Annotated in this window: 22 protein-coding genes; 14 read left to right on the forward strand and 8 right to left on the reverse strand. The window is 71.6% G+C overall.

Translation table 11 applies throughout. The features are described 5' to 3' along the window. Positions 1-45: 45 nt before the first annotated feature. Positions 46-639, forward strand: coding sequence for an FMN-binding negative transcriptional regulator (locus ACH34R_RS22435; protein WP_397563433.1), 594 nt, complete (start codon positions 46-48; stop codon positions 637-639). Between the two features lies 1 nt (position 640). Here the strand turns inward: ACH34R_RS22435 and ACH34R_RS22440 are convergent, their stop codons facing one another. Next, positions 641-1972: a M14 family zinc carboxypeptidase gene (locus ACH34R_RS22440; protein ID WP_397563434.1), complete on the reverse strand. Its 1332-nt coding sequence runs from the start codon at positions 1970-1972 to the stop codon at positions 641-643. A 121-nt stretch (positions 1973-2093) separates the two neighbouring features. Between ACH34R_RS22440 and ACH34R_RS22445 the strand changes: the two genes are divergently transcribed. From ACH34R_RS22445 to ACH34R_RS22475, 7 genes are all read left to right on the forward strand, one after another. Continuing rightward, a complete protein-coding gene (locus ACH34R_RS22445) occupies positions 2094-3683 on the forward strand; it encodes a PucR family transcriptional regulator (protein WP_397563435.1) in 1590 nt (529 codons plus the stop codon). A gap of 94 nt (positions 3684-3777) precedes the next feature. Next, entirely contained in the window at positions 3778-5226 is a 1449-nt protein-coding gene (locus ACH34R_RS22450; RefSeq protein WP_397563436.1) for an amidohydrolase, read from the forward strand. A 123-nt stretch (positions 5227-5349) separates the two neighbouring features. Then, positions 5350-6939: an ABC transporter substrate-binding protein gene (locus ACH34R_RS22455; protein ID WP_397563437.1), complete on the forward strand. Its 1590-nt coding sequence runs from the start codon at positions 5350-5352 to the stop codon at positions 6937-6939. Position 6940: 1 nt separating this feature from the next. Continuing rightward, the gene (locus ACH34R_RS22460; RefSeq protein WP_397563438.1) at positions 6941-7867 is read left to right on the forward strand and encodes an ABC transporter permease; all 927 of its coding nucleotides are present in this window, start codon (positions 6941-6943) and stop codon (positions 7865-7867) included. Further along, positions 7833-8732 carry an ABC transporter permease gene (locus ACH34R_RS22465; RefSeq protein ID WP_397563439.1) on the forward strand — a complete coding sequence of 300 codons (900 nt, stop codon included), beginning with the start codon at positions 7833-7835 and terminating at the stop codon, positions 8730-8732. The genes ACH34R_RS22460 and ACH34R_RS22465 overlap by 35 nt, the downstream gene beginning before the upstream one ends. A gap of 8 nt (positions 8733-8740) precedes the next feature. After that, a complete protein-coding gene (locus tag ACH34R_RS22470; RefSeq protein ID WP_397563440.1) occupies positions 8741-9712 on the forward strand; it encodes an ABC transporter ATP-binding protein in 972 nt (323 codons plus the stop codon). Next, positions 9709-10683: an ABC transporter ATP-binding protein gene (locus ACH34R_RS22475; protein ID WP_397563441.1), complete on the forward strand. Its 975-nt coding sequence runs from the start codon at positions 9709-9711 to the stop codon at positions 10681-10683. Before ACH34R_RS22470 ends, ACH34R_RS22475 begins: the two co-directional genes overlap by 4 nt. On the opposite strand, the gene ACH34R_RS22480 is transcribed toward ACH34R_RS22475, so the two are convergent. After that, the gene (locus ACH34R_RS22480) at positions 10656-11504 is read right to left on the reverse strand and encodes a helix-turn-helix transcriptional regulator (RefSeq protein ID WP_397563442.1); all 849 of its coding nucleotides are present in this window, start codon (positions 11502-11504) and stop codon (positions 10656-10658) included. The genes ACH34R_RS22475 and ACH34R_RS22480 overlap by 28 nt on opposite strands. A gap of 118 nt (positions 11505-11622) precedes the next feature. On the opposite strand from ACH34R_RS22480, the gene ACH34R_RS22485 reads away from it, so the two are divergent. The 6 genes from ACH34R_RS22485 (at position 11623) to ACH34R_RS22510 (ending at position 16532) form a co-directional block, all read left to right on the forward strand. Then, positions 11623-12630, forward strand: coding sequence for an ABC transporter substrate-binding protein (locus ACH34R_RS22485; RefSeq protein ID WP_397563443.1), 1008 nt, complete (start codon positions 11623-11625; stop codon positions 12628-12630). Next, positions 12627-13454 carry a siderophore-interacting protein gene (locus ACH34R_RS22490; protein WP_397563444.1) on the forward strand — a complete coding sequence of 276 codons (828 nt, stop codon included), beginning with the start codon at positions 12627-12629 and terminating at the stop codon, positions 13452-13454. Before ACH34R_RS22485 ends, ACH34R_RS22490 begins: the two co-directional genes overlap by 4 nt. Beyond that, positions 13441-14475: a FecCD family ABC transporter permease gene (locus ACH34R_RS22495; RefSeq protein ID WP_397563445.1), complete on the forward strand. Its 1035-nt coding sequence runs from the start codon at positions 13441-13443 to the stop codon at positions 14473-14475. Before ACH34R_RS22490 ends, ACH34R_RS22495 begins: the two co-directional genes overlap by 14 nt. A gap of 91 nt (positions 14476-14566) precedes the next feature. Beyond that, complete coding sequence (locus ACH34R_RS22500) at positions 14567-14734, forward strand: hypothetical protein (protein ID WP_397563446.1); 168 nt, start codon at positions 14567-14569, stop codon at positions 14732-14734. After that, on the forward strand, positions 14731-15750 hold the full coding sequence (locus ACH34R_RS22505; protein ID WP_397563447.1) for a FecCD family ABC transporter permease: 1020 nt from the start codon (positions 14731-14733) through the stop codon (positions 15748-15750). Before ACH34R_RS22500 ends, ACH34R_RS22505 begins: the two co-directional genes overlap by 4 nt. Next, positions 15747-16532, forward strand: coding sequence for an ABC transporter ATP-binding protein (locus tag ACH34R_RS22510; RefSeq protein WP_397563448.1), 786 nt, complete (start codon positions 15747-15749; stop codon positions 16530-16532). Before ACH34R_RS22505 ends, ACH34R_RS22510 begins: the two co-directional genes overlap by 4 nt. Here ACH34R_RS22510 and cas6e read toward each other — a convergent pair. From cas6e to cas3, 6 genes are read right to left on the reverse strand one after another with little or no spacing between them, the layout of a single operon-like run. After that, positions 16522-17193, reverse strand: a complete 672-nt coding sequence (gene cas6e, locus ACH34R_RS22515) for a type I-E CRISPR-associated protein Cas6/Cse3/CasE (RefSeq protein WP_397563449.1) — start codon at positions 17191-17193, stop codon at positions 16522-16524. The two genes, ACH34R_RS22510 and cas6e, sit on opposite strands and share 11 nt — an antisense overlap. Next, positions 17184-17864, reverse strand: a complete 681-nt coding sequence (cas5e, locus tag ACH34R_RS22520; RefSeq protein ID WP_397563450.1) for a type I-E CRISPR-associated protein Cas5/CasD — start codon at positions 17862-17864, stop codon at positions 17184-17186. The genes cas6e and cas5e overlap by 10 nt, the downstream gene beginning before the upstream one ends. Further along, complete coding sequence (gene cas7e / locus ACH34R_RS22525; RefSeq protein ID WP_397563451.1) at positions 17861-18982, reverse strand: type I-E CRISPR-associated protein Cas7/Cse4/CasC; 1122 nt, start codon at positions 18980-18982, stop codon at positions 17861-17863. The genes cas5e and cas7e overlap by 4 nt, the downstream gene beginning before the upstream one ends. Continuing rightward, positions 18979-19557 carry a type I-E CRISPR-associated protein Cse2/CasB gene (gene casB / locus ACH34R_RS22530; RefSeq protein WP_397563452.1) on the reverse strand — a complete coding sequence of 193 codons (579 nt, stop codon included), beginning with the start codon at positions 19555-19557 and terminating at the stop codon, positions 18979-18981. Before casB ends, cas7e begins: the two co-directional genes overlap by 4 nt. Beyond that, entirely contained in the window at positions 19550-21535 is a 1986-nt protein-coding gene (gene casA / locus ACH34R_RS22535; RefSeq protein ID WP_397563453.1) for a type I-E CRISPR-associated protein Cse1/CasA, read from the reverse strand. Before casA ends, casB begins: the two co-directional genes overlap by 8 nt. Beyond that, a complete protein-coding gene (gene cas3 / locus ACH34R_RS22540; protein ID WP_397563454.1) occupies positions 21519-23861 on the reverse strand; it encodes a CRISPR-associated helicase Cas3' in 2343 nt (780 codons plus the stop codon). The genes casA and cas3 overlap by 17 nt, the downstream gene beginning before the upstream one ends. Positions 23862-23964: the final 103 nt, after the last annotated feature.

A 23964-nucleotide genomic window follows, 5' to 3' on the forward strand; every position in this document is an offset into this window, starting at 1 on the left:
TCCCAACGCTGACAGCGCGCCGGCCGCACCGGTTTGCTGTCTCCCATGCTGGAAGTACCGATCTTCGCCCTCGACGACCCCGCCGAGATCCGGGCGCTGATCGCCGATCAGGGGTGGGCCCTGCTGGTCAGTGACGGCGGGCCGGTGGTGTCGCACGCGCCGGTGATCCCCGACCCCGCGACGGCGGGGCCGGAGATCGTCGGCCATCTCGCCCGGACCGACGCCGAGCTGCACGAACTCGGTGAGCGCCGGATCGCCGTGGTCGTACAGGGACCGCACGGGTACATCTCCCCGACCCTGTACCAGGCCACGCCGTACGTGCCGACCTGGAACTACGTCACCGTCCACCTGTACGGGACGCCGGAGATCCTGGACCCCCGCGAGACCTACCAGGTGCTGTCCGACAGCGTGGACCACTACGAGCGCGACCGGGCCGAGCCCTTCCGGCTGGCGTCGGCCGAGGAGTACGCGCACAGGCTGCTGCCCGCGGTGACCGGGTTCCGGCTGGTGCCGGACCGGGTGGTCGGCAAGGCCAAGCTCAGCCAGGACAAGCCCGCCGAGATCGCCGAACGCGTGATCGCCGGCCTCACCGACCCGGTGCTGGCCACGGCCATGCGCCGCGCCCACCAGCGTCCATGAGTCAGGCGTGCGCGGCCCCGGCCAGGACGGCCCCGTACTGGATCGCCACCAGGTCGTGGATCGGGATCACCCGCGCCGGGACGCGGTCGCTCTCCGCGCACCACAGCGCGTGCAGTTCGGCCAGCCGCCCGTGCGCGGCGCGGATGGCCGGGGTGCCGTTGCCGATCGCCAGCTCCCCGGCCAGCGCCCGGAGCAGGATGCCGCCGAACCGCAGCCGCGCGCTGGACAGCCCGTCCCGGCAGGAGGACTCCTCGGCCACGGTCGCGGGCCGGTCGCTCGCCGGATCGCCGGCCCGCAGCGCGTCCGTCTCGGCCATCCCGGCCAGCATGGGGATGAACGCCCGGCCGGCCCGCAGGAACGGCGAGCGCGTCACCAGGTCGGACGCCACGGCGGCAAGTGTCGCCTCAAGCACGTCGTGGGTCTCGCGGACCCGCTCGGCGTGCTCCCCGATCAGCTCCCGGTACGAACGCCCGGCCGGGGAGGTGTCGCCCGCCGACGGGTCGGTCCAGTACGGGATCTCGGCGGTCAGCCCGAGCGCGCCGTACCTCTTGATGTAGGAGTCGCTGGCCGCCCCGCCGATGTGCGGCACCGGGTCCTGGCCGTTGGCCTCCATGTAGTCGTAGGCGTCCTCCATCGTGGGGGCCTGGTAGATGGCCTGCTCGAAGGACCTGACGGCGGGATGCTCGGGCTCCCCGGCGTGCAGCGGCACGCCGTACCGGCCGGGCAGGTCGGCAAGGACGGCGTGCAGCGCCGGGACCGGCCGGTTCAGGTAGTAGAAGACGCCGCCGGACTCCCCGTTGTGCAGGGTGCTGAAGAACGCCGGCCGCACGTCGTCGATCAGCCGCATCAGCGCCTGCGTCTCGGGGAGCACCCGGTCGAAGTAGCAGCGCTTGTAGGCGAACGGGAAGGTCCACTCGACCTGCTCGTCCGGCGCGGGCCGGTAGAAGTGCGCGGCGTAGTGGGACCTGGTGAACGGCCCGGCGAACCAGCCCTCGTTCAGGCGGGTGCCGTCGGGGTCCAGACAGCCCACCAGGTGCCAGGTGTAGCCGGTGGCGCGGCGCAGCCCGGCGTCGGCGCACAGCCGGGCGGCCAGGTGGGTGACGGTCAGGCCGCCGATCGGCTCGTTGGGGTGCGGGCCGGCCGCGACGATCGCGTGTCGCGGGGCGTCGCCGACCGTCAGGCACATCAGCGGGTCGCCGAGCCGGGAGGTGCCGATTCTGCGCAGGGTGGCGATGTCCGGATGGGCCTCGGCGAGGGCGGCCAGCCTGCCGTGGACCTCGTCCACGGTGGCGAATCGGTCGAAGGACGGGACGGAGTCGAGTTCGTCGAGCACGCCCCAGTGTGCGCGCAGACCGCCGCTCCCGGCATCGTCGCAGGTCCCAACGTGGGCGGTGGAGGCTTGTCGGAACCGTCAACCCGGTGAGAGCCTTACCTGCATGGTTGCAGACGGTTCTATGGCGAGACCGTACCAACCGCTGCTCGACCAAGTGCTCGAAACGCTCGGAAGCCATGTGCTGTCGCCCGCGTACGTGCCGGAGGGCGAGCCGGTCACGGTAGGCGAGCCGGTGGTCCACGATCCCGCCGACCACATCGAGCCCGGCTCCGGCCGGGTGCTGCTGGCGCTCGGCTCGGCCACGCCCGGCCTGGTACGGCAGGCCGCCCTGGAGGGCTACGGCGCGCTGGTGGTGAAGGATCGCGGCGGCGACCTCGTCCCGCTGGTCGCCGCCGCCAAGGAGGCGGAGATCGCGCTGCTGATCGCGCCCGAGCGGCTGCCCTGGCGGCAGCTCGACGCGCTGCTGACCGCCGCGATCTCCGGACCGGGCGCGGCCGGCACGACGTACTCCTCGGTCGGCATGGGCGACCTGTTCGCGCTGGCCAACGTGATCGCGGCGACCATCGGCGGGGCCACCTGCATCGAAGATCCGCAGGGCAACGTGCTCAGCTACTCCAACTTGCCCGGCCAGGAGATCGACGAGATCCGCAAGCTGGGCATCCTGGGCCGCCGGACGCCGACCCGGCCGACCAACCGCACCGAGTACGGCCGGGTGTTCAACGCGGACGGGCCGGTCCGGTTCGACAGCCTGTTCCCCGGCCACACGCCCCGGCTGGCCACGGCCGTGCGCGCGGGCGCGCAACTGCTCGGCTTCATCTGGGTGCTGGACGGCGTGCCCCGGGTGGCCCCGGACGCCATGCGCCTGCTGGAGGACGCCACCCCGATCGCCGCGCTGCACCTGCTGCGCGCCCGCACCCCCGCCGACCCGCGCCGCTGGCACCGCGCCGAGACGCTGCGCGCGCTGCTGGAGGGCTACGCCTCCGAGACGGCCGCCGCCGCCCGGCTGGGCCTGCCGGCCGGCACCCCGGTCGCGGTGGTGGTGTTCGCGCCGGTCGCCCCGGCCGCCGAGCCGGGAGCCCAGATGGAGAGCGTCCTTGAGCTGGTGAGCCTGGCCTGCGAGGCGCAGCACCCCGAGTCGGCCTGTACGGCGGGCGGCGGGCGCATCCACGCCCTGCTCCCGGTGGCCCCGGGCACCACCGGCGGGCAGCTCGCCAAGACCGTCGCCGAGGTGACCTCGACCGTGCGGCGGTCGGCCAGGGTCGGCCTGCACGCCGGTGTCGGGCCGGTCGTACCGGGCCTCGGCCGGGCCAGGGCGTCGGCCAGGCTCGCCGAACGCGTGGTCCAGGTGCTCGCCGAGACCGGCGGCCCGCACCCGGCGGTGGCCACCGACGAGCAGGTGCGCAGCCGGATCGCGCTGCTGGACCTGGTGGAGCGCGGCGGGGCCGAGCACGACCGGCTGCTGGAACCGGTACGCAGGATGCTGGAACACGACGCGCTGCACTCCACCACGCACGCCGCCAGCCTGCTCGCCTACCTGGACGCCTTCGGCGAGGCCGCCAAGGCCGCCGCCGAGCTGTCGGTCCACGAGAACACGTTGCGCTACCGGGTGCGCCGGTTGCAGGAGCTGTTCGACCTGGACCTCGCCGACCCCACCGACCGGCTGGTGGCCTGGCTCCAGCTCCGGCTGCTGCGCGTGGCCGGCCTGCTCTAGCGCGCCCGAGCTGTGCCGGGGGACAATCGAGAGGGCGGCGGACGTCCGCTTTCAACGATGAGCGCGCGGCGGCCTCGCTCCTAGCGTCATGTCCATGTCTCTTCTGCTGCGCAACGCGCGGATCGGCCTGCGCGGGCCCATCCGCCATGTACTGATCGCCGATGGCGTGGTCACCGCGGTGAGCGCCGAGCCGCCGCCCGCCGACGAGTCGGTGGACGTCCAGGGCGCCACGTTACTGCCGGGACTGTGGGACGCGCACGTACACGCCGTCCAGTGGGCGCAGGCCCGCAGGCGGGTGGACCTCACCGGCGCGCGTTCCGCCCGTGAGGCCGTGGAACTGATGGCGGCCGGTCCGGGCCACGGCGTCGTCGGCGTCGGGTACGGCTTCCGCGACGGCCTGTGGCCGGACCGGCCCGGCAAGGCGATGCTGGAGGCCGCCGCGCCCGGCAGGCCGATCGTGATGATCAGCAAGGACCTGCACACCGCCTGGCTCAGCCCGGCCGCGCTCGCCCTGATCGGCCGGGGCGACCACCCGACCGGGGTGCTGCGCGAGCACGAGTGCTACACGGCGGTGGCCGAACTCCCCCCGCCGCCGGAGGACGTGCTGGACCGCTGGGTCACCGAGGCGGCCACCGCCGCCGCGGCCAGGGGCGTGGTCGGGTTCCAGGACTTCGAGCTGGCCGACAACGTCACCGACTGGACCAGGCGGGCCCGCCTGCACCGGCTCGACGCACGCGTGACCTGCACGATCCCCAAGGCCCGGCTGGAGCAGGCGATCGGCGCGGGGCTGCGCACCGGCGACCTGGTGCCCGGCGCCGATGGCCTGCTGGAGGTCGGCCCGCTGAAGATCTTCGTGGACGGCTCGCTGAACACCCGGACCGCCTACTGCGAGACCCCCTACCCCGGCACCGACTCCCACGGCCTGCTGGAGACCGGCCCGGAAGAGCTGCGCGCGACCATGGCCAGGGCCGCCGCGCACGGCCTGCACCCCGCCGTCCACGCGATCGGCGACCTGGCGGCGGGCATCGCGCTGGACGCCTTCGAGAGCGTCGGCTGCCCCGGCCGGATCGAGCACGCCCAGTTGCTGCGCCAGGAGGACTTCGCCAGGTTCGCCAAGCCGGGCCTGGTCGCCGGGGTGCAACCGGCGCACGCCCCCGACGACCGGGACATCGCCGACGTCCACTGGCACGGCCGTACCGGACGGGCGTTCGCCTACGCCGGCCTGCTGGCCGCCGGGGCCCGGCTGGAACTCGGCTCCGACGCCCCGGTCGCGCCGCTGGACCCCTGGGACGGCATCGCCTCCGCGGTGGCCAGGACCGACGACGAGCGCGCCGCCTGGCACCCCGAGCAGGCGATCCCGCTGACCGCCGCGCTGCCCGCCGCCAGCAGGGGCCGCGCCGGAGTACGGCCGGGCGACCCCGCCGACCTGATGCTCACCGCCGCCGACCCCGCCGCGCTCGACCCGGCCGCGCTGCGCGGCATCGAGGTGGTGGGCACCCTGCTCGGCGGCCGGTGGACCCACCGGTCCGCGGCGGTCGGCTGAGCCGGGTGACGCTGTGCTGGGTGACAAAGGCACCCGCCGGGGTTGAATCTTCTCGACAATGTCACGTCTAGTTGCGCTGTGGGACTCTCGTGCCCTCCCCACAGCGCCTCCAGGAGGTCACATATGACACCTCGAACACGCCGCGGATGGGCTGGAGCACTGACCGCAGTCACGCTCACCCTCACGGCCTGCTCGCCCGCGCAGGGCGGGGGCGCAGCTCGCGGAATCTCGTCCTACTCGGTGGGGGTGACCACGTACTTCCTGTCCCACCTGCTGCCCGGCAAGGCCATCGGCAGCAACGTGGACACGGCCCTGTTCACCCCGCTGACCAGGGTCGACCCGGTCAGTGGGGAGGCGGTGAACGCCGTGGCCGCCGCCATCGACACCACCGACAACATCACCTGGACGATCGGCATCCGGCCCGGCTGGACCTTCCACAACGGCGAGCCGGTGACCGCGCAGTCCTTCGCCGACTCCTGGAACGCGACCGCCTACGGCCCCAACGCCTACACCAACAACTTCATGTTCGCCCCGTTCAAGGGATACGAGGAGCTGAACCCGGCCAAGGGGAAGCCCACCGGCAAGACGCTGTCCGGCGTCGAGGTGGTGGACGCGAAGACCCTGCGGGTCACGCTGACCAGGCCGCTGGCGCTGCTGCCGTACATGCTGGCCCAGTCGGCGTTCGCGCCGGTGCCCAAGGCGGCCCTCACCGACGCCGGCGCCTTCGACCGCAGGCCGATCGGCAACGGGCCCTACCAGGTGGACGGCCCGGGGATGGTCACCGGCGCGACCAAGCTCACCCTCAAGCGCTATGAGAACTACCCGGAGGAGAAGGGGCAGGCCGAGCGGATCGAGCTGAAGTCCTACCAGGACGAGGGAGCCGCCTACCGCGACCTTTCCGCGGGCGCGATCGACGTCACGCTCATCACCGGCAACAACCTGCCCACCGCGGCCACGCAGTTCAAGGGCCGGCTGGTGGAGGTGCCCTTCCCGGCGCTGCTCTACCTCGGGTTCCCGACGTGGGACAAGCGCTTTTCCGACGTGCGCGTACGGCAGGCGTTCTCGCACGCCATCGACCGCGAGACCATCGTCAAGACCCTGCTGCGCGGCTTCGGCTCCCCGGCCAAGGGCCTGGCGGGGGTCGCCGTGCCGGGCGGCGGCGAGCCCGACTGCGCGGCCTGCTCCTACGACCCGGCCAAGGCCCGCGCGCTGCTGGCCGAGGCGGGCGGCTGGTCCGGCCCGCTGAAGCTGTGGACCTTCCAGGACGGGCTGAACAACGTACTCCTGGAGGCGGTGGGCAACCAGTTGCGCACCAACCTCGGCGTCCAGGGCATCAGCATCCAGACCCAGCCCGTGGACCAGCTCTACCCCAACCTCAAGGCCAGGAAGATCGACGGCCCGGTGCTGCTCTACATGGGCGCGCTCTACCCGCACCTGTACGCGCTGGCCGACCAGCTCTTCACCAAGACCTCCGCGGCCAACGTCACCGGCTACGACAGCAAGGACTTCGCCGCCCTGCTCGGCAAGGCGGCCAAGGCCCCCGAAGAGGAGGTCTTGGCCCGCACCCGCGAGGCCACCGGCCAGGCGCTCGCGGACCTGCCGCTGACGCCGCTGTTCCAGCCGACCGGCGCGCTCGCACACTCGGAGCGGGTCAGCGGGGTGAGACCGGAGTTCCTTGGTGGAGTCCGGCTGGCGGCGGTCAAGGTGCTCTGACGTGGGACCGTACGTCCTGCGCAGGGTGCTCATGGCGATCCCCGTCCTGCTCGGCACCACGTTCGTGATCTACCTCGCGGTGTACGCCCTGCCCGGCGACCCCATCCAGGCCCTCGCCGGGCCCAACCAGGTGATCTCCCCCTCGGTGGCCCAGGCGCTGCGCGAGCGGTTCCACCTCGACCAGCCGCTGGTCGTACAGTACGGGCTCTACCTGCGCGGACTGCTCGGCGGCGACCTCGGGACGAGCTTCACCGGCCGGCCGGTGACCGAGATCATCGCGGCGAGCTGGCCGGTCACCGCGCAGCTCGGCGGCACCGCGTGGATCATGATGGCGGTCGCCGGGGTGGCGCTGGGCGTGGTCGCCGCGGTACGGCGGGGCGCGGCCGACGCCGCCGTGCTGTTCGGCACCACGCTCGCGCTGGGCGTGCCGTTCTTCGTGGTCGCCTACGTGACCCAGATCGTCTTCGGCGTGCAGCTCGGCTGGCTGCCGGTCTCCGGGATCGAGGCGGGCTGGCCGCTGGCGTACATCCTGCCGGGGCTGGTCCTGGCCCTGTCCGGGCTGCCGCAGGTGGCCCGGCTGACCCGCACCAGCGTGCTGGACGGCCTGGCCGCCGACCACGTCGAGACCGCCGTGGCCAAGGGGCTCACCGGCACGGCGGTGCTGTTCCGGCACGTGGTGCGCAACTCGCTGATCCCGGTGGTCTCGCTGCTCGGCGTCAGCCTCGGCTACCTGCTCGGCGGGACCGTGCTGGTGGAGGGCATCTTCAACCTGCCCGGACTGGGCTACCAGATCTACACCGCGATCCCGCAGCACGACGGCCCGGTGGTCGTCGGCATCGGGACGATGCTCGTTCTCGTGTTCCTGTCGGTCAACCTCCTGGTGGATCTGCTCTATGGCGTCCTCGACCCTCGTATCCGCCTCGGCTGAGATCCCGCCCACCCCCCTTCCCGGGGGTGGGGCGTGGTCCCGGTTGCGCCGCAGGCCCGGTTTCCTGATCGCCGCCTTCGTGGCCGCGCTGATGAGCGCGATGGCGGCCGTCCCGCAGGCGTTCGCGGGCTGGTTCGGGGCGGGCGACCCCCGCGCCTGCGACCTGGTCCGCAGCGCGCAGCCGCCCACCGCCGGACATCCGTTCGGCTTCGACATCCAGGGCTGTGACCTCTACAGCACCGTGGTGTACGGCACGCGTTCGTCGGTCGTGGTCGCCGTGCTGGCCACCGCCGGGATGCTGGTCATCGCCGTCGTGCTGGGCAGCCTGGCCGGCTACTACCGGGGCTGGGCCGACGCGGTGATCGGGCGGGTCATGGACGTGTTCTTCGGCTTCCCCGCGCTGGTCGGCATGATCGTGATCCTCCAGACGCTCAGCGTCCGCAACGAGGTCACCGTGGCGGCCGTGCTCGTGCTGTTCGGCTGGCCGCCGCTGGCCAGGGTGATGCGCGGCTCGGTACTGGCCGTGGCGGGCAGCGAGTACGTCGCCGCGGCCCGCGGCGTCGGCGCACGGACCGGGCGGGTGCTGCTGCGGCACGTACTGCCGAACTCCTTCGGCCCGGTCGCGGTGCTCACCGGGCTGAACATCGGCCTGGTGATCTCCTCGGAGTCGGCGCTGACCTTCCTCGGCGTCGGGCTGCGCACCCCGGCGATCTCCTGGGGCGTGCAGCTCAACACCGCCCAGCAGTACTTCACCACCGCGCCGCACCTGCTGATCTTCCCGTCGCTGTTCCTGAGCGTCACGGTGCTCGGCTTCGTCCTGCTGGGCGACGCGCTGCGGGACGCCTTCGACCCCCGGACGCGCTAGGAGCACCTGTGCCAGAGTCCCCCGTACTTACCGTCTCCGACCTGCACGTGCGTCTCGGGAGCACGCACGTGGTCAACGGAGCCGGCTTCTCGCTCGCCGCCGGGCAGACGCTCGCGCTGCTCGGCGAGTCGGGCAGCGGCAAGAGCGTCACCGCCCGCACGATCATGGGCCTGATCCGGCCGCCGCACGGCCGGGTCACCGCGGGAACGGTCCTGCTGCACGGGCAGGACCTGCTGGCCATGCCCGAGGAACGGCGGCGCGCGCTGCGCTCCACGACCATCTCCATGATCTTCCAGGACGCGCTGTCCGCGCTCAACCCGGTGCTCAGCGTCGGCTACCAGATCGCCGAACTGTTCCGCGCGCACCGCGGCATGTCCCGTACCGAGGCCCGCCGCGCCGCGGTGGACGTGCTCGGGCAGGTCCGCATCCCGGCGGCGGCCCGCCGCGCGGGCGACTACCCGCACCAGTTCTCCGGCGGGATGCGCCAGCGGGTCGGCATCGCGCTGGCCATCGCGCTGCGCCCGGACGTGATCATCGCCGACGAGCCGACCACCGCGCTCGACGTCACCGTGCAGGCCCAGATCCTGCGCCTGCTCGGCGACATCCAGCGCGAGCACGGCACCGCGCTGCTGCTCATCACGCACGACATGGGCGTGGTGGCCGACATGGCCGACCGCGTCGCCGTCATGTACGCCGGGCGGGTCGTCGAGCAGGCCACGGCCGCCGAGGTGTTCGCCCGGCCGCGCCACCCCTACAGCGAGGCCCTGCTCGGCGCGATCCCCCGCCCGCACCTGCGCGGCCGGGAACTGGCCGTCATCTCGGGCGCGCCGCCCGACCTGTCGGTCCCCGACGAGGGGTGCCGCTTCCGGACGCGGTGCCGCTACCGGATCGAGGACTGCGAACGCAATCCGCCGGAACACGACCTCGGCGGCGGCCGGAGCACCGCCTGCCACGAGTGGGAGAAGGTGGGCAGCGCGTGAGCCGTACCGTCCTTCGGGTGACCGACCTGGTCAAGCACTTCCCGGTGCGGAAGGGGCCGCTGCGCCGTACGGTGGGGGTGCTCAAGGCCGTGGACGGCGTCAGCCTGGAACTACGCGCCGGGGAGACGCTGGGCGTGGTGGGCGAGTCCGGGTGCGGCAAGTCCACGCTGGCCCGGATGCTCACCGCGCACGAACGCCCCACCTCCGGCGAGGTGGACCTGCTCGGCCGGCCGCTGCACAAGCTGCGCGGCGCGGAGCTGCGCCAGGCCAGGCGGCGGGTCCAGCTCATCTTCCAGGACCCTTCAGGCTCGCTGAACCCGCGGATGACCGTCGCGGCGAGCGTGCGCGAGCCGTTCGACGTCAATCCCGACCTCGCGCCGCGCGGCGAGCGCGACCGGCGGGTGCGCGAACTGCTGGAACTGGTCGGCCTCGGCCCCGGCCACGCCGGGCGCTATCCGCACCAGCTCTCCGGCGGGCAGCGCCAGCGGGTCGGCATCGCGCGGGCGCTGGCGCTGCGGCCGGAGGTGCTGGTGTGCGACGAGCCGGTGTCGGCGCTGGACGTCTCGGTACAGGCGCAGATCGTCAACCTGCTGGAACGGCTGCGCGCCGAACTGGGGCTGGCGTACGTGTTCATCGCGCACGACCTCGGCGTGGTGAGCCACCTGGCCGACCGGGTCGCGGTCATGTACCTCGGCCGGGTGGTCGAGACCGGCCCGCAGGAGCGGGTGTACGGCCACGCCGCCCACCCCTACACGCAGGCGCTGCACGCGGCGGCCCCGCTGCCCGACCCCGCGCTGCGCGGCGACCGGGAGGCGCCGCTGGAGGGCGAGCCGCCGAGCCCGCTCGACCCGCCGGGCGGCTGCTCCTTCCACCCGCGCTGCCCGCTCGCGCGGGACACCTGCGCGACCGTGCCGCCCCCTCAGATCGAGGTCGCCCCTGGCCATCAGGTGTCCTGCCACCTGGCGGGCTGATCTGGGGCGGGGACGGCGTAGCGGCCGGGCGTGCAGCCGTACTCCCTGCTGAACGCGGTGATGAAGGCCGAAGGGGTGGCGTAGCCGACCCGGCGGGCGACCTCGGCGACCTGGTGGTTCGCCAGCAGCACCCGTGAGGCACGCAGTCGTAGCCGGGCGCGCCAGCGGGAGTACGGCATGCCGAACTCGCGGACGAAGTCGCGTTGCAGGGTCTTGGCGCTGACGTGCAGGCGGCCGGCCCAGTCGGCCAGCGTGCGGGGGTCGGCGGGGTCGCGGCTGAGAGTGCGCGCGACGGTCACGGCATAGCCGGTGCTCTTCTTTTCGGGCCCGTGGCCTGGATCGGCCGGGGCCCCGTGGCCTGGATCGGCCAGGGGACCGAGGCCGGTCATGATCCGGGCGCGGGCGGCCACGGCCCGCGCCACCTCGACGCCGGGGGCGGCGATCTCGCGGATCAGCTCGCCCGCCGCGGCGTCGATCGGCACCGCCCCGGCCCGCAGCCCGGCCAGCGCCGGCGGCACCTCGCGCAGGCAGACCCGGTAGACCGTCTGCCGGTCGCCCGCGCGCACCTCGTGCCTGACCGCCCGATGCACCCAGTACGCCTCGTGCGACCCGACGAAGGACGCGTCGCCGCGATGCCACGCCGCGAGGGCGCCGTCCGGAGACCAGTAGAGCTGGTGCAGAAGATCCTGCCGGCTCTCACCGAAGTCCAGGTGAGAGGCCGAGGCGTACTTCAGCACCAAGATCCCGTCGAGACCGCCCAGCCCGTAGCCGTACTCCTCGCAGCGCACCGGATCGGGCCCGAAGTGACCCACCAGCGACATCGGATGTCCTCTCCGCGATATCCGTGATATTAAGGTAAGGCTAGCCTAAATAACTGTGCGTACGCCGGTATGCCCGGCGCAGGCAATGCAACCACTCGCTACGGAAAGACCTTTCTTCATGTCCCCTCGACCACCCTGGCGCCTGGCCGGCGCGCTGGCCCTCACGCTCGCCCTGCTGGCGGGCTGCGGCTCCTCCACCGCCTCCCCCGGCGCGGCCGGATCGGAGGGCGCGGCCGAGACCCGGGTCTTCAAAGCCGACAACGGTGACATCACCATCCCGGTCAACCCCAAGCGCGTCATCGCGACGGGCTACGCCGTGCCGGTGCTCATCGAGGCCGGGGCCTCCCTGGTCGGGATCTCCACCTGGCAGCGCGGCGTACCGCTGATGACCGACGCGGACCGCGCCACCTACGAGAAGCTGACCAAGGTCGCGGGCGAGACCGCCGCCGAGACCAACTACGAGGCCGTCGCCGCCGCCAAGCCGGACCTGATCGTGATCGGCGTGCCCAAGCCGGTGCTCGCCGACGTGGACATGAAGCGGCTCGCGTCGATCGCGCCCACCATCCACATCGGCCCCACTGTGCCGGACGCCTGGCGCGAGCTGTCCCGCCGCCAGTCCGACGCGGCCGGGCGGCTGTCCTACTTCGAGGCGGAGAAGGCCGCCTACGAGAAGAAGGCCGGCGAGCTGGCCGAGAAGTACCGCGACGCGCTCAAGGGAGTGAAGTTCGGGCACGTCGGGTCGTACGGCGACGTCGCCAAGGGGACCTTCCACCGCGAGTACGCCCACTCCTGGGGCACCAACATCGCGCAGGACATCGGGGTGACCTACTACGGCGAGGTCAAGGAGAAGGGCGGCGGCGGCAAGGACGTCGCCGAATACTCCGCGATCGAGGAGCTTCCGGACAGCCTCGGCGAGGCCGACGCGATCACGTACTCCGTCCAGCCGGACGGCACCCCCAACGCGGCCATCAAGCACGTGCTCGAATCCAAGCTGTGGCCGTCGCTGCCCGCGGTGAAGGCCGGCAGGGCGTTCCCGCTGCGGTACACCGAGGCCGCCACCTACCGGTCGGCGACGAAGACCCTCGACGCCATCGACCAGGCGCTCGCGCCGCTGCTCAAGCCATGAGCCATACGACTGAGGACAGGTCCGACCCGCGCGAGAAGGTGGCCGCGCACCACCGGGCGGGCAGCGGCAACGTCCGCGTGCCGTACCCGATCGGCGTCCGTACCACCACGATCGTGGCCCGGCAGGAGCTGACCCCGCGCATGCTGCGGCTGACGCTGGGCGGTCCCGGGCTGGACGGCTTCCACACCTACCAGGCCGATGACCACGTCAAGATCGTGTTCCCGGACGCGGACGGCACGCTGCGCGCTCCCGTCCCCAACGACCAGCAGATGCTCGACTGGCCGCACCCCATGCCGCCCACCCGGAAGTACACGATCAGGCGCTACGACGCCGCCGCCCGCGAACTCGACCTCGACTTCGTGCTGCACGACGGCGGCCTCGCCTCCACCTGGGCGGAGAAGGCCCAGGTCGGCGATGCGGTCGTGGTCGCCGGGCCGCCCGGGGCCAAGGCGTTCCCGCACACCTACGACCACTACGTCTTCGCGGTGGACCCCACCGCGCTGCCCGCCGCCGCGCGCTGGCTGGAGGAGGCCCCGGCCGACGTATCCGCACATGTCGTGATCGAATGCGACGATCCCGCCGAGCACGACTATCCGCTGCCCGGTGGGCGGCCGGGGGTCCAGATCATCCGGCTGGTCCGGGAGGGCTCGCTCTCCACGCTGGCCGACGTCGTGCGCTCGCTGGACCTGCCCGGCCGGGCGTTCCTGTTCGCGGCGGGCGAGGCGGGCGACATCAGGCCGCTGCGCGCGTGGAGCGCCGGACGGATGGACGCGCTGATCACCGGCTACTGGAAGCGCGGAGTAGCCGGGCTTGTCGAAGACTGAACCGGCGCAGGTCTTTGGGCGGCGGGGCTTCGAGCGGCGGGTCTTTGGGCGGAGGGTCGCCTTCCTGGTGGGGGGTCTGGTCCTGCTCACCGTCGCCGCGGTGGCGAGCGTGAGCGTGGGTGCGCACGGCGTCCCGCTGGAGGAGGTGTGGCGGGCGCTGACCGCGTACGCGGGCACCGACGACCATCTGATCGTCCGCGACGTGCGGGGGCCACGGACGGTCCTCGGGATCGCGGTCGGCGCGGCGCTCGGCGTGTCCGGCGCGCTCATCCAGGCGATGACCCGCAACCCGCTGGCCGAACCCGGCCTGCTCGGCGTGACCTCCGGGTCCGGCTTCGCGATCACGCTGGGGGGCGCGCTGGGCCTCGGCGGGTCACAACCCGCGCAGCTCACGCTCGCCGCCATCGGGGCGGTGCTGGTCGCCGCCCTGGTCTACGCCGTCGGCCGTACGTCGCCGCTGCGGCTGGTACTGACCGGCCTCGCGCTCAGTTCGGTGCTCGCCGGGCTGTCGCTCGGGCTGCGGCTGATGCTGCCCGACGTCTTCGACGAGTACCGGTTCTGGTCGATCGGCACGCTGGCCGGACGCGAACAGGCCCCGCTGACGCTGCCACTGCTGGTGATCGCCGGGGCGGTGCTCGGCGCGCTCGCGCTCAGCCGCTCGCTCGGCACACTGGCACTGGGCGAACAGGTCGCCCACGGCCTCGGCGGCCACGTCACACGGACCCGGGTGACCGCCCTGCTGATCGTTACCCTCCTGGCCGGCGCCGCCACGGCGGTGGCCGGGCCGATCACGTTCGCCGGCCTCATCGTGCCGCACCTGGTCCGCCGCGCGGCGGGCGGCTCGGTGGGCTGGCTGATCGCCCTCACCATGGTCGTCGGCCCGGTCCTGCTGGTGGCCGCCGACGTCGTGGCCCGCATCCTGCTACCCACCGGCGAGGTCCCGGTCGGCGTGGTGACCGCCTTTCTTGGCGGACCCGCCCTGATCTGGGCCGTCCGCCGCTACGGGACGGTGTCGCTGTGAGGGCGTACGTACTGCGCTTCGGCCCGTACTCCGCGTGTACCCCCGTCACGGTGGCCGCGCTGGTCCTGTTGTCCTGCGGGATGGTGTCGCTGTGAGGGCGTACGTACTGCGCTTCGGCCCGTACTCCGCGGCGCCCGACCGGCGTACCGCCGTCGCGGTGGTCGCCGACGTCGTGGCCTGCGCCGGCGGGGTGACCGCTCTTCTGGATGGACCCGCGCTGATCTGGGCCGTCCGCCGCTACGGGACGGTGTCATCGTGAGGGCGTACGTGTTGCGCTTCGGGCCGTACTCCGCGGCGCCCGAACGGCGTACCATCGTCACCGTCGCTGCGCTGACCGTCGCCGCGCTGGCGCTCGCCCTGCTCGGCCTGTGCCAGGGTGCGACCTGGGCCAGTCCCGCCGAGGTGCTGCGCGCCCTGGCCGGACAGGGCGACGCCGTTGTGGTGATCACCGAGTGGCGCGCGCCCCGGGTGGCCGCCGCCCTGGTGTTCGGCGCGGCGCTCGGCCTGTCCGGCGCGGTCTTCCAGAACCTCACCCGCAACCCGCTCGGCAGCCCCGACGTGATCGGCCTGGACGCCGGCGCGTACACCGGGGCGCTGGTCGTGATCACGATGCTCGGCGGCACGTCGGCGCAGCTCGCCATGGGGTCGATCCTCGGCGGGCTGGTGACCGCCGCCGCGGTGTACGTACTGTCGTCGCGCGGCGGGCTCAGCGGCCTGCGGCTGATCGTGATCGGCATCGCCGTCAACGCCATCCTGGTCGCACTGAACTCCTGGATCGTGCTGCGCGCCGAACTGGAGGTCGCCATCGCGGCCACCGCCTGGCACGCCGGTTCGCTGAACGGCGTCAACTGGGAGGACGTGCTGCTGCCGTTCGCCGTCATCGGCGTACTGGCGGCCGGCGCGCCCATCCTGGCGCACGCGATCCAGCAGGCGGCGCTCGGCGACGAGATCGCGATCACCTCCGGCGTGGACCTGCCCCGGCTGCGGCTGCTGCTGGTGCTCGCCGGGGTCACCTGCACGGCCACGGTCACCGCGGTCGCGGGCCCGATCGCGTTCATCGCACTGTCCGCGCCGCAGATCGGCCGCAGACTCGCGGGCGCGCCCGGCGTACCGCTCGCCCCCGCCGCCCTGACCGGCGCGGTACTCCTGCTCGCCGCCGACCTCGCCGCGCAACTGCTGCTCGCCCCGATCTCGCTGCCGGTCGGGGTGGTCACCACCGTCATCGGCGGCTGTTACCTGATCTGGCTGCTCTATCGGGAGGTGCGACGCGCATGACGGTCGCCGGCGCGCGGCTCGCCGCGCAGGAGATCACGCTCGGGTACGGCGAGCGCGTCGTCTCGGCGGGCCTGAACGTCGCCGTGCCGGACGGCGCGTTCACCGCCGTCGTCGGCGCGAACGCCTCCGGCAAGTCCACCCTGCTGCGCGCCCTGGTCCGCCTGCTGCGGCCCGAGGCCGGAGCCGTACTGCTGGACGGCAAGGACGTCCGCGGCTACCGCCCCAAGGCCGTCGCCAGGGAGATCGCGTTCCTGCCACAGAACCTGCTCGCCCCGGAGAACATCGTGGCCAGGCGTCTCGTGGCCCGCGGCCGGTACCCCCACCAGTCGCCGCTGTCCACCTGGTCCCCCGCCGACGAACGGGCCGTGGACGACGCCATGGTGGCGGCCGGCGTCACCGACCTCGCCGACCGCCCGGTCACCGAACTGTCAGGCGGGCAGCGGCAGCGGGTGTGGATGGCGATGGTCCTGGCCCAGGAGACCGGGCACCTGCTGCTGGACGAGCCGACGACGTTTTTGGACATCGCGCATCAGTACCAGTTGCTGGCCTTGCTGGCCCGGCTGCGCGACCAGGGGCGCACGATCGTGGCGGTGCTGCACGACATCAACCAGGCGTGCCGGTACGCCGACCACATCGTGGCGATGAAGGACGGGAAGATCGCGGCGGAGGGGCCGCCGGGGGAGGTGATCGACGCGGCGCTGGTGGAGGACGTCTTCGGGCTGCCCTGCGTCGTCGTCCCGGACCCGGTGACCGGCACCCCGATGGTCGTTCCTACGCTTTGACTCTGGCTGGGGCGAGGCTCAGCAGGCCGCAACCGTAGGACTTGGCCCGGCCGATGCCCGTGGTCAGCGCGGTGGTGAAAAGGTCTGCGTCGGTGACCACGAGATGACCGTCGAACCGGACCGGGTCGATGGTGATCTTGCTGCTCTCGCGGCGTTTGCCGATCAGCCTCGGGGCCGGGCTGGGCGCGACGTCGGGGCCGCCCTGACGGCTGACCGGGATCACGAAACCGTGCTGCTCGCCCTTGCTGATGAGCCATTCGAGCTGCTGAGCGGGCTGTCGCAACGGTACCCGCTTACGGTCTGCGCTGTCCTTGATGTGCGCGCAGCGCGTCGGGTTGGCCATCAGCCGGAACGCGAACCTCCGGCCCGGCACGACGGCGTCCAGCACGGGCTGGAGGGAACGTACCTCTGCCGCTCTGAGGAGGAGATCGGCGGGGAGGGCGCTCCAGTTTGGTTCGGTACGGCTCTGCACGTACTGGACGATCTGGCCGTTCGGGAGTGTGTCGATGCGCCACAGCACGCCGTGCTCACTGCGGAACGTGCCGGTGGGCGGCATTTCGGGATACCCGGACATCACGGTCCGGTGCATGTCGTGCACATCGGTGACGTCCCGGCGGAAGGCCGCCGACCTGGGGTTGACCAGGAGCTTTGTCAGGAACACTGGCGTGCTCCTTCGCTCGTCAGCACCACTTCCCCGATCCGCACGGCCCGCGCGGCGAACCGCCGGTCGTTCGCACTGAAACTGACCGGCTGGTCGTACCGGACCTCGGCACCGGGAGTCCCGGGCGGACACTCAACAACCGTCCGCAGCGGCTCTGCCGGAGTGTCTCTCCTCACCAACCATTGGTGCCGCTTCAGGATCTCCTCGGCCGGCTCTGGCTCAGGCCCCTCTCCTGGTTCGAGTAGGGGACGGGCCGGAACGTACGCCTTGCGCCCGAACGACAGCGGCCAGTGCGGATTCCGTACCGCGGCGGCGACCCTGTCGAGCATGCTCTCCTCGCCTTCGAGTACCACTAGGAAGAGCGCATCGGCCAGGTAGTAGCGCTCACTCACGACCGTCCGGTGCCCGGTGCCCTGCGTGGTGGGCACGTTCTGAGCGGTGTGATAGTCGCGCTCCATGACCCCCTCACGATCCACCCGCACGGCCAGCCGCAGCCGGGCCAACTCGGCAAGCGCCGCGTCATCGTCCCGGTCGATCCCCATCGCGGCTGCCATCAGGCCGACAACACCTGATTTGGTTGGTTCGGGCATCGTGTCCCGGATGATCCCGCGCGACCTGATCCCCCAGGACTGCATCGGCCCATCGAAACAGAGCGGAAGCGATGCGATCACAGCCCGTACTTCCCAGCGTCGATCACCTTGGTGGTGAAGTCGTTCAGGCTGTCCACCACCTGCACGCCTGCGACATCGGGGATCTTCCCCGACACGGACGCGGCCACGGCGGCACGGATCTGGTCGTCACCATAGAAGCCGCGCAGCTTGCCGAAGTGCTTGATCAGCTCGGTGGTGGACGCCTGCATGACGTCGGCGTCGGTGATGGGGTTGAGGAAGGCGTTGGCCAGGTTCCACGCCCCATGCTCACGGACCACGCCGAGCAGCGTGTCGGGCATGGTCCGGGCGGCCATCGAGTTCTGCTTGCCGCCGGGCACAGCATTGACGAACGCCAGCAGCCAGGCCCGCGCGGTCCGCTCGGCGAGATCGACGTCGCCTTCCAGGTTCTTGGCGAGCTGGGTGAGGTCCACGTTGGCGTAGCGGTAGTAGCAGGCGGTGTTGAAGTCGATCGTGCCGAGCATGTCGGCCCCGGACTCGTCCTCAGGCTTGAAGTCGTCCACGGCGGTGTAGAAGTCGAATTCGGTGAGCACGACATGGGTCGAGATCGCATGCGCCACCTGCGAGGCGGCGTCCACGTTGAGATCCTTGTTGTCAGCGATCATCCGTCCGAACAACGCGATGTCGGCGGCCCGGCTCGCATCGAGAATGCGTCGGATCTCCGCCTGCGCGGCCCTGTCCGGCTTGATCTTCTTCTTCTGCGCCTCCGTCTTGGCCTCGGCGAACGTCTGAAGTTTGTCCCAGTTGTCCCGGCAGTGGTCGGCCAGCCGTTCGACCGACTCCCGCCCGACGAACAGCAGGTACTCGGTGAGCCCCTTGTTCGCGTCCAGCCCGAAACCGAGCTGTTGCAGCGCCGCGATGACGATGGGACGCGCCTCGTCGGGGTCCTTGTCGTGCAGCGCCGCAACCACGCTGTCCAGCAGCCGCTTGGTACGCACCCCCACCTCGGCCCTGTCCAGCCCGTACCTGTCGAACAGCAGCCGGGCGGCTCGCTTGAGACTCTGACTGGAGATCCGCCCCCTGACGTACCCGCCAAAGGTCGCGGTCTTGGGCTGGCCCACGTCGTCCCGGTTCAAGTTGCTGACCGGAAAGGACTGGAGCAGGTGCAACTCGATGATCATTCCGTCGTCTCCGTGGAGTCGGTGGCCGGGGCTTCGCGGTAGTACTCCTCGGCCCACTTGAGGCGGATCTTGCTCGCCCGGTCGCCCCGGTGCTGGTCGCCCAGCAGTACGAGGAGGTCGTCGAGCAGCCGCCCATAGTGGACCGGCACGTCATGGGCGGACAACAGGCGGACGGCCTGGCGCAGATGGTGCGGCAGGGAGTTCTTGTCCCTGGCGAGTAACGCCATGAGCCGCCGCTCGACCGCCGGGCTGTCCAGCTTGCGGTGCAGCCTGCCCAGAGAGGCTCCGATCGTGTGGCGGCCTCCGCCGCCGTTCCAGCTCGCCGGGTGCAGCGCGAACAGACTGCCGAGCAGCAGCCAGATCTCCGCCTCCTCAGAGTCGGATGGCGGGTCGTGCTTGTACACGATCTGGTAAGCCTGGCCCTGCGGCCCGCCCTCCACGAAGGCGCGCCGCAGGCGTGCGAGTGTGCGGCGGGCGTCGGAGACCTGGTACGGATTGTCCGACCGCAGCGCGTGCCCCAGGTTGTTGAGGTATGTGACGTAATTGCCACGTCGTTCTGCGACCGACTCAGGCATCGTCGTCCTCCGTTTTGGTGACGTAGCCGCGGACCTTCTCCTCGAACCAGCGTTTCGACCGGTCAAGCCGCTTACTGAAGTCGCCGTAGCGCCTGCCGAGGGCCGCTGCCATGCGGCCCTCCGCAGGCGTTCCCTTGGCCCACCCCTCCGCGGCGGTGACCGCGAGCCGCCGGACCTGCCGTGCCCATTCCTGGGCGGCGGGCGCCTCAGAGCTTCCCGCCGCGCGGGCCGCACCGAGACCGATCAGGAATCGGCTGAACGGAGCGGAGAGCCCTGGCCAGTAGTAATGGTCGATGTCCGGCGTCTTGTCGGCGCCGAACTCCTTGCGGTGATCTTCCTGCAACGAGTGCAGCGCGGACCCCGCCTCGTCGGCCAGCGTGATGGCCGTGCCGATCAGCGCGCCAAGGGTCTCATCCCGCGCTCGGAGCAGTGGTACCGGTGCGGGGATCTGCTCCTCCAGCCAGGTTTCGACCACCGCCCCCTTGGAGTCGAGCCGCTGCCCGAACACGCGCAGCGTGTGGACCGTGTCCAGGGGGATCAGCCCTCGTTCGGCCAGCTCGGCGATCTGGTCGAGAGCGACCGGCCGTTGCCGGTTCCTGCCCTCCTCCCACACATCGGTCAGCAGCAGTTCGACGCTGTGCCGCCAGATGCCGCGCATCGGATGCAGCCGTACCGGGTACATGGGCGCGTCCGCCTTGAACCGGCCCCTGTTGTCACGGCGCCGGCGGAAGGCCGCCATCAGTTCCTCGTCGGGGGCCTTGATGTCGAGCCGGGTGCCCGGGGTGATGACCACGCCGTCCACGGTGTCGCCCGAGGCGGACAGTAGAACCCGCCTCGACGGCCAGGTCAGTAGGTCGGTCCAGCCGCGCGCGACACGCTTGTCGGGCGTCGGGGGCGTCGGGGCGTCCTCCCAGACCGGCCGGTCGTACTCGGTGGTCATGCGGGGCTTCTCCAGGCCGGGCTGGTAGACCAAGGCATTGAGCAGCAGGGTCTCCTTGAGCGTTTCGCCCTCCACCAGTACGACGCCGAACCGGTTGCAGGGGGCCTGCTCCGATGACTTGTCCTTCTCATAGGGGGTCTTCATGCCGCCCGGGTCGAAGGCGTGCAGGGTGACCAGCCAGCGGGCGGCCTCGGCCGCGGACAGTGTGACCGTGTCCGTGGCGGTGGTGTGGTCGAAGAGCGTCACATTGTTGCCGACCGCCCGGTACGGCACCAGCTTCGCGGCCGAGGACGGGTCCAGGCCGACCAGGTCCGGGCACTGCATGAACGGCAGGCGCTGGTGAAACAGGTCGAACCGCTCCCGGTGGCGCTCGGCGTACTCGGCGATCGGGTCGGTGGGCAGCCGTTCGGCCTTCCACAGCGCACTCCACTCCGCTTCGCTCGCCGGGCCGTCGTACGCGCGGTGCAGGATCGCGAGCAGCAGCCGGTGCAGGGCGGCCGTCATCGTCGGGGCCTCCGTGGCGATCCGGCGGATCGCGTGGGCCTGGCCGAACAGGTCCACGATGCCGGTGGACCAGTGCCGGCCATCGGTGCCCATGACCGGTATCCATTCCTGCGTGAGCAGGTCGAAGGACGCCGTGGCGGCCCTGCTAGCGGGCATCGGCGTACGCGCCGGGGCGGATGCCTCCTGCTGGGTCGGCTCGGGCTCCTCCACGAGCAGGCCGAAGTGTTCGCGGTAGCGCAGCACATATCCGGCGACCTCGCACCACCCGTCGTTGAGCAGCAGATACCGGTACTCGCGAAGCCAGGGCGAGTCACGGAAGGGTGGCGGCACGGGCGTCGCCGCGATTGCCTGTACGACCTCGGCGGGCACCCCGGCCGAGGTGTCGAGCGTGATCTCCGAGCCGTCCAGGGCCTCCAGCGCCTCGGTGCCGGGCGGGATGGGGGCCGTGAGGTCGATCGGCGGACCGCCCAGGATCGGTACGGCCCGGCCGTCCCCCTCGGCCCGGAACAGCACCACGTCAACTGACTCCGCCACGCTTCCCTCCCTTCTGCTGCCGTGTTTGGCGTGCGCTCTTGCCGTGCCGGGTCAGCTCGCCGAGATGGGTGACCGCGATTGGGTGCGGCAGGTACATCACGCGGCCGTCGCGTTCGTTCTTCTGCCGTTCCCGCGTCAGCTTCTCGGCCGCGGTCCGCCAGGATTCCTCCCACCCGGTCGGGCAGGGGATCGCCTCGTCGGGACCGTAGACGGCGTCGATCAGCTCCGTCACCTCTGCGGCGGGTTCGAGGGCGGTCCGCTCGCGCAGCAGTGCCCAGGTGCGCATCAACGTCATCGGGGCGTAGATCCGGTCAAGGTAGGCAGGGAACCGCGGCCCTGCGTCGGTGTCCTCGACTCCGGCGATGGCCAGTACCGGTTCACCGCGCCTGCTGAAGCGGTGCAGCCGCCCGGCGCGCTGGATCAGCCGGTCGATGGGGGAAAGGTCGCTCAGCATGGCGTCGAAGTCGAGGTCGAGCCCGTGTTCGAGGACCTGCGTGGCGACCACGATGGCCCTCGGCCGGGTGCCGTTCTTCCCGAAGAAGGCCCTGAGGTCGGCTTCGACCGCCTTGCGCTCACCGGTGGGCATGGGGCCGTTGATGGCGATCAACCGGGGGCGTTCGCCCGGAGGCAGGGCGGCGATCCGCTCTTCCAACGCCGTGTAGGTGGCCTCCGCCCTGCGTACCAGGTTGTGCACGATGGCGACGCACCCGCTGTCGGCCGCGCGGTCCAGCGCCCAGTCCGCGATGTCCTCATCGGGTACGTGCGCCAGCCGGACCCTCCGCCCGGCGTTCAGGTCGGAAAGGGCCGTGTCCATGCTCAGCACGCTGCCCTTGCCCGCCACCGTCACCCGGGGATAGCCAGGGTGCGGCTCGGGGTCGGGCGTCTCGCGGGGCAGGTTGCGCAGCAGGCCCGACTGCCAGGCCCGGATCAGTTCCTCCCTGCGGCTCGCGGGCAGCGTGGCCGAGAGCATCACCACGGAGGTGCCGAGGCGTCCGAGCCAGGCGAGCAGCCGGTCGAGGATCGTGGACATGTAGGTGTCGTAGGCGTGTACCTCGTCGATCACCACGACCTTCCCGGACAGGGCGGCCAGCAGGACGAAGAAGTGACCCGATCGGATGGCCCCTTTCATCGCCTGGTCGACGGTGCCGACGCCGAGCGGGGTGAGCAGGCTCTTCTTGCGGGTGAACCACTCCTGGGCCTGTACGTCGGAGTCGTCCGGGTCGTCGCGGCCGACATCCGTGGGGTATTCGTTCGCGGCGGAGTGGATCAACTGCACGATGGTCCGGTTGTCGCCCAGCCGCTTCTGGAGGTCCTGCACCTCGGTCAGCATCTGGTTGCTGGTCGCCTGGGTCGGCATCGCGACGTACGCGCCGATCAGGTTCAGCCTGTGGACGAGGGCGGCGGCGGTCTGGAGCCCGGCCTTGGATTTTCCCTCTCCGGTGGGGGCCTCGATGATGATCAGGGCGGGTTCGTCCCGGTCGGCGGTGATGTGTTCGGCGAGGGCCTGCACGGGGCGAGGGCTGTCGGCGGGGAAGAGTTCGGCGAACGTCGTGGGAGGTGTCCAGGGGTGCAGTTCGAGCCTGCGCACCGCCTCGGTGGCCAGGCGTTGGGCCTCGCTGGCGTACGTGGCGGGGTCGGGCGCGTCGGCGTACGGGAAGTTTCCGGTATCTGACGCGATCCAGTCGCTGACCGACGCCAACGCGGCGAACCCGACCGCGGCGGCGGCGCTCATGTGCACCTTCTCCCACGCTGCGTCGAGCGGCAGCCCGCGTAACGCGACGATGTCCTTGACGAAGGAGTCCCGCCATCCCTCCCAGGCGGGGCCGCCATGGTGGTTGATCTCCCGCCGCGCCTGCCGCAACGCACTGCCGTCCGGGAAGTACCCGTGGTGCCCACCGAGCGCCACTGCGATGACCTCGGCCGTTTCCTGCGTCGCACCCCAGCGGAGCAGCATGTCCTTCAGATGCATCGCGGTCAGCAACCCATGCGGCGTATCGACCCGCTGCTTCAACCCCGCCGGCTTACGCACGGCCTTCACATCCGCCGCCGCCCGCTCGGGGAAGTGGTCCGCCGCGAGGTCGGCCTTGAGGCCCTGGAAAGCCGGGCTGTATTTGCCCAGGTCATGCAGCCCGCACAACGTCGCAATCCACCCATCCGGATTCCCTAACGGCTCGAACCCGGCCCGTAACTCCGCAAAACACTGAGGCCCAAGCAGCTTGCCGATCAACCGCTCAGCCACCGCCGCCGTATCGAGCACATGACAGACCAGCGGGTGGTACCGATCCCCGGTCGCTTTCGCCCAGGGGGCCGAACTGGCGGGGGTCACCAGAGGAAACCTGAGTTGGACACGTTTCTCCTCAGCATGGCTGAGCGGGGATTCCTCGTCCGCGGGGAATGCGGAGAGGTCGTGCCGACGGGCAAAGAGCCGC

Source organism: Spongiactinospora sp. 9N601, from assembly GCF_044326295.1.
Taxonomy (GTDB): domain Bacteria; phylum Actinomycetota; class Actinomycetes; order Streptosporangiales; family Streptosporangiaceae; genus Spongiactinospora; species Spongiactinospora gelatinilytica.

Bases quoted from the DNA above. Each gene is read 5' to 3' on its own strand.
- ACH34R_RS22435 (WP_397563433.1), top strand. From the start codon at position 46: ATGCTGGAAGTACCGATCTTCGCCCTCGACGACCCCGCCGAGATCCGG.
- ACH34R_RS22445 (WP_397563435.1), top strand. From the start codon at position 2,094: ATGGCGAGACCGTACCAACCGCTGCTCGACCAAGTGCTCGAAACGCTC.
- ACH34R_RS22450 (WP_397563436.1), top strand. From the start codon at position 3,778: ATGTCTCTTCTGCTGCGCAACGCGCGGATCGGCCTGCGCGGGCCCATC.
- ACH34R_RS22455 (WP_397563437.1), top strand. From the start codon at position 5,350: ATGACACCTCGAACACGCCGCGGATGGGCTGGAGCACTGACCGCAGTC.
- ACH34R_RS22465 (WP_397563439.1), top strand. From the start codon at position 7,833: ATGGCGTCCTCGACCCTCGTATCCGCCTCGGCTGAGATCCCGCCCACC.
- ACH34R_RS22480 (WP_397563442.1), bottom strand. From the start codon at position 11,504: ATGTCGCTGGTGGGTCACTTCGGGCCCGATCCGGTGCGCTGCGAGGAG.
- ACH34R_RS22485 (WP_397563443.1), top strand. From the start codon at position 11,623: ATGTCCCCTCGACCACCCTGGCGCCTGGCCGGCGCGCTGGCCCTCACG.
- ACH34R_RS22490 (WP_397563444.1), top strand. From the start codon at position 12,627: ATGAGCCATACGACTGAGGACAGGTCCGACCCGCGCGAGAAGGTGGCC.
- ACH34R_RS22510 (WP_397563448.1), top strand. From the start codon at position 15,747: ATGACGGTCGCCGGCGCGCGGCTCGCCGCGCAGGAGATCACGCTCGGG.
- cas7e (WP_397563451.1), bottom strand. From the start codon at position 18,982: ATGATCATCGAGTTGCACCTGCTCCAGTCCTTTCCGGTCAGCAACTTG.
- casB (WP_397563452.1), bottom strand. From the start codon at position 19,557: ATGCCTGAGTCGGTCGCAGAACGACGTGGCAATTACGTCACATACCTC.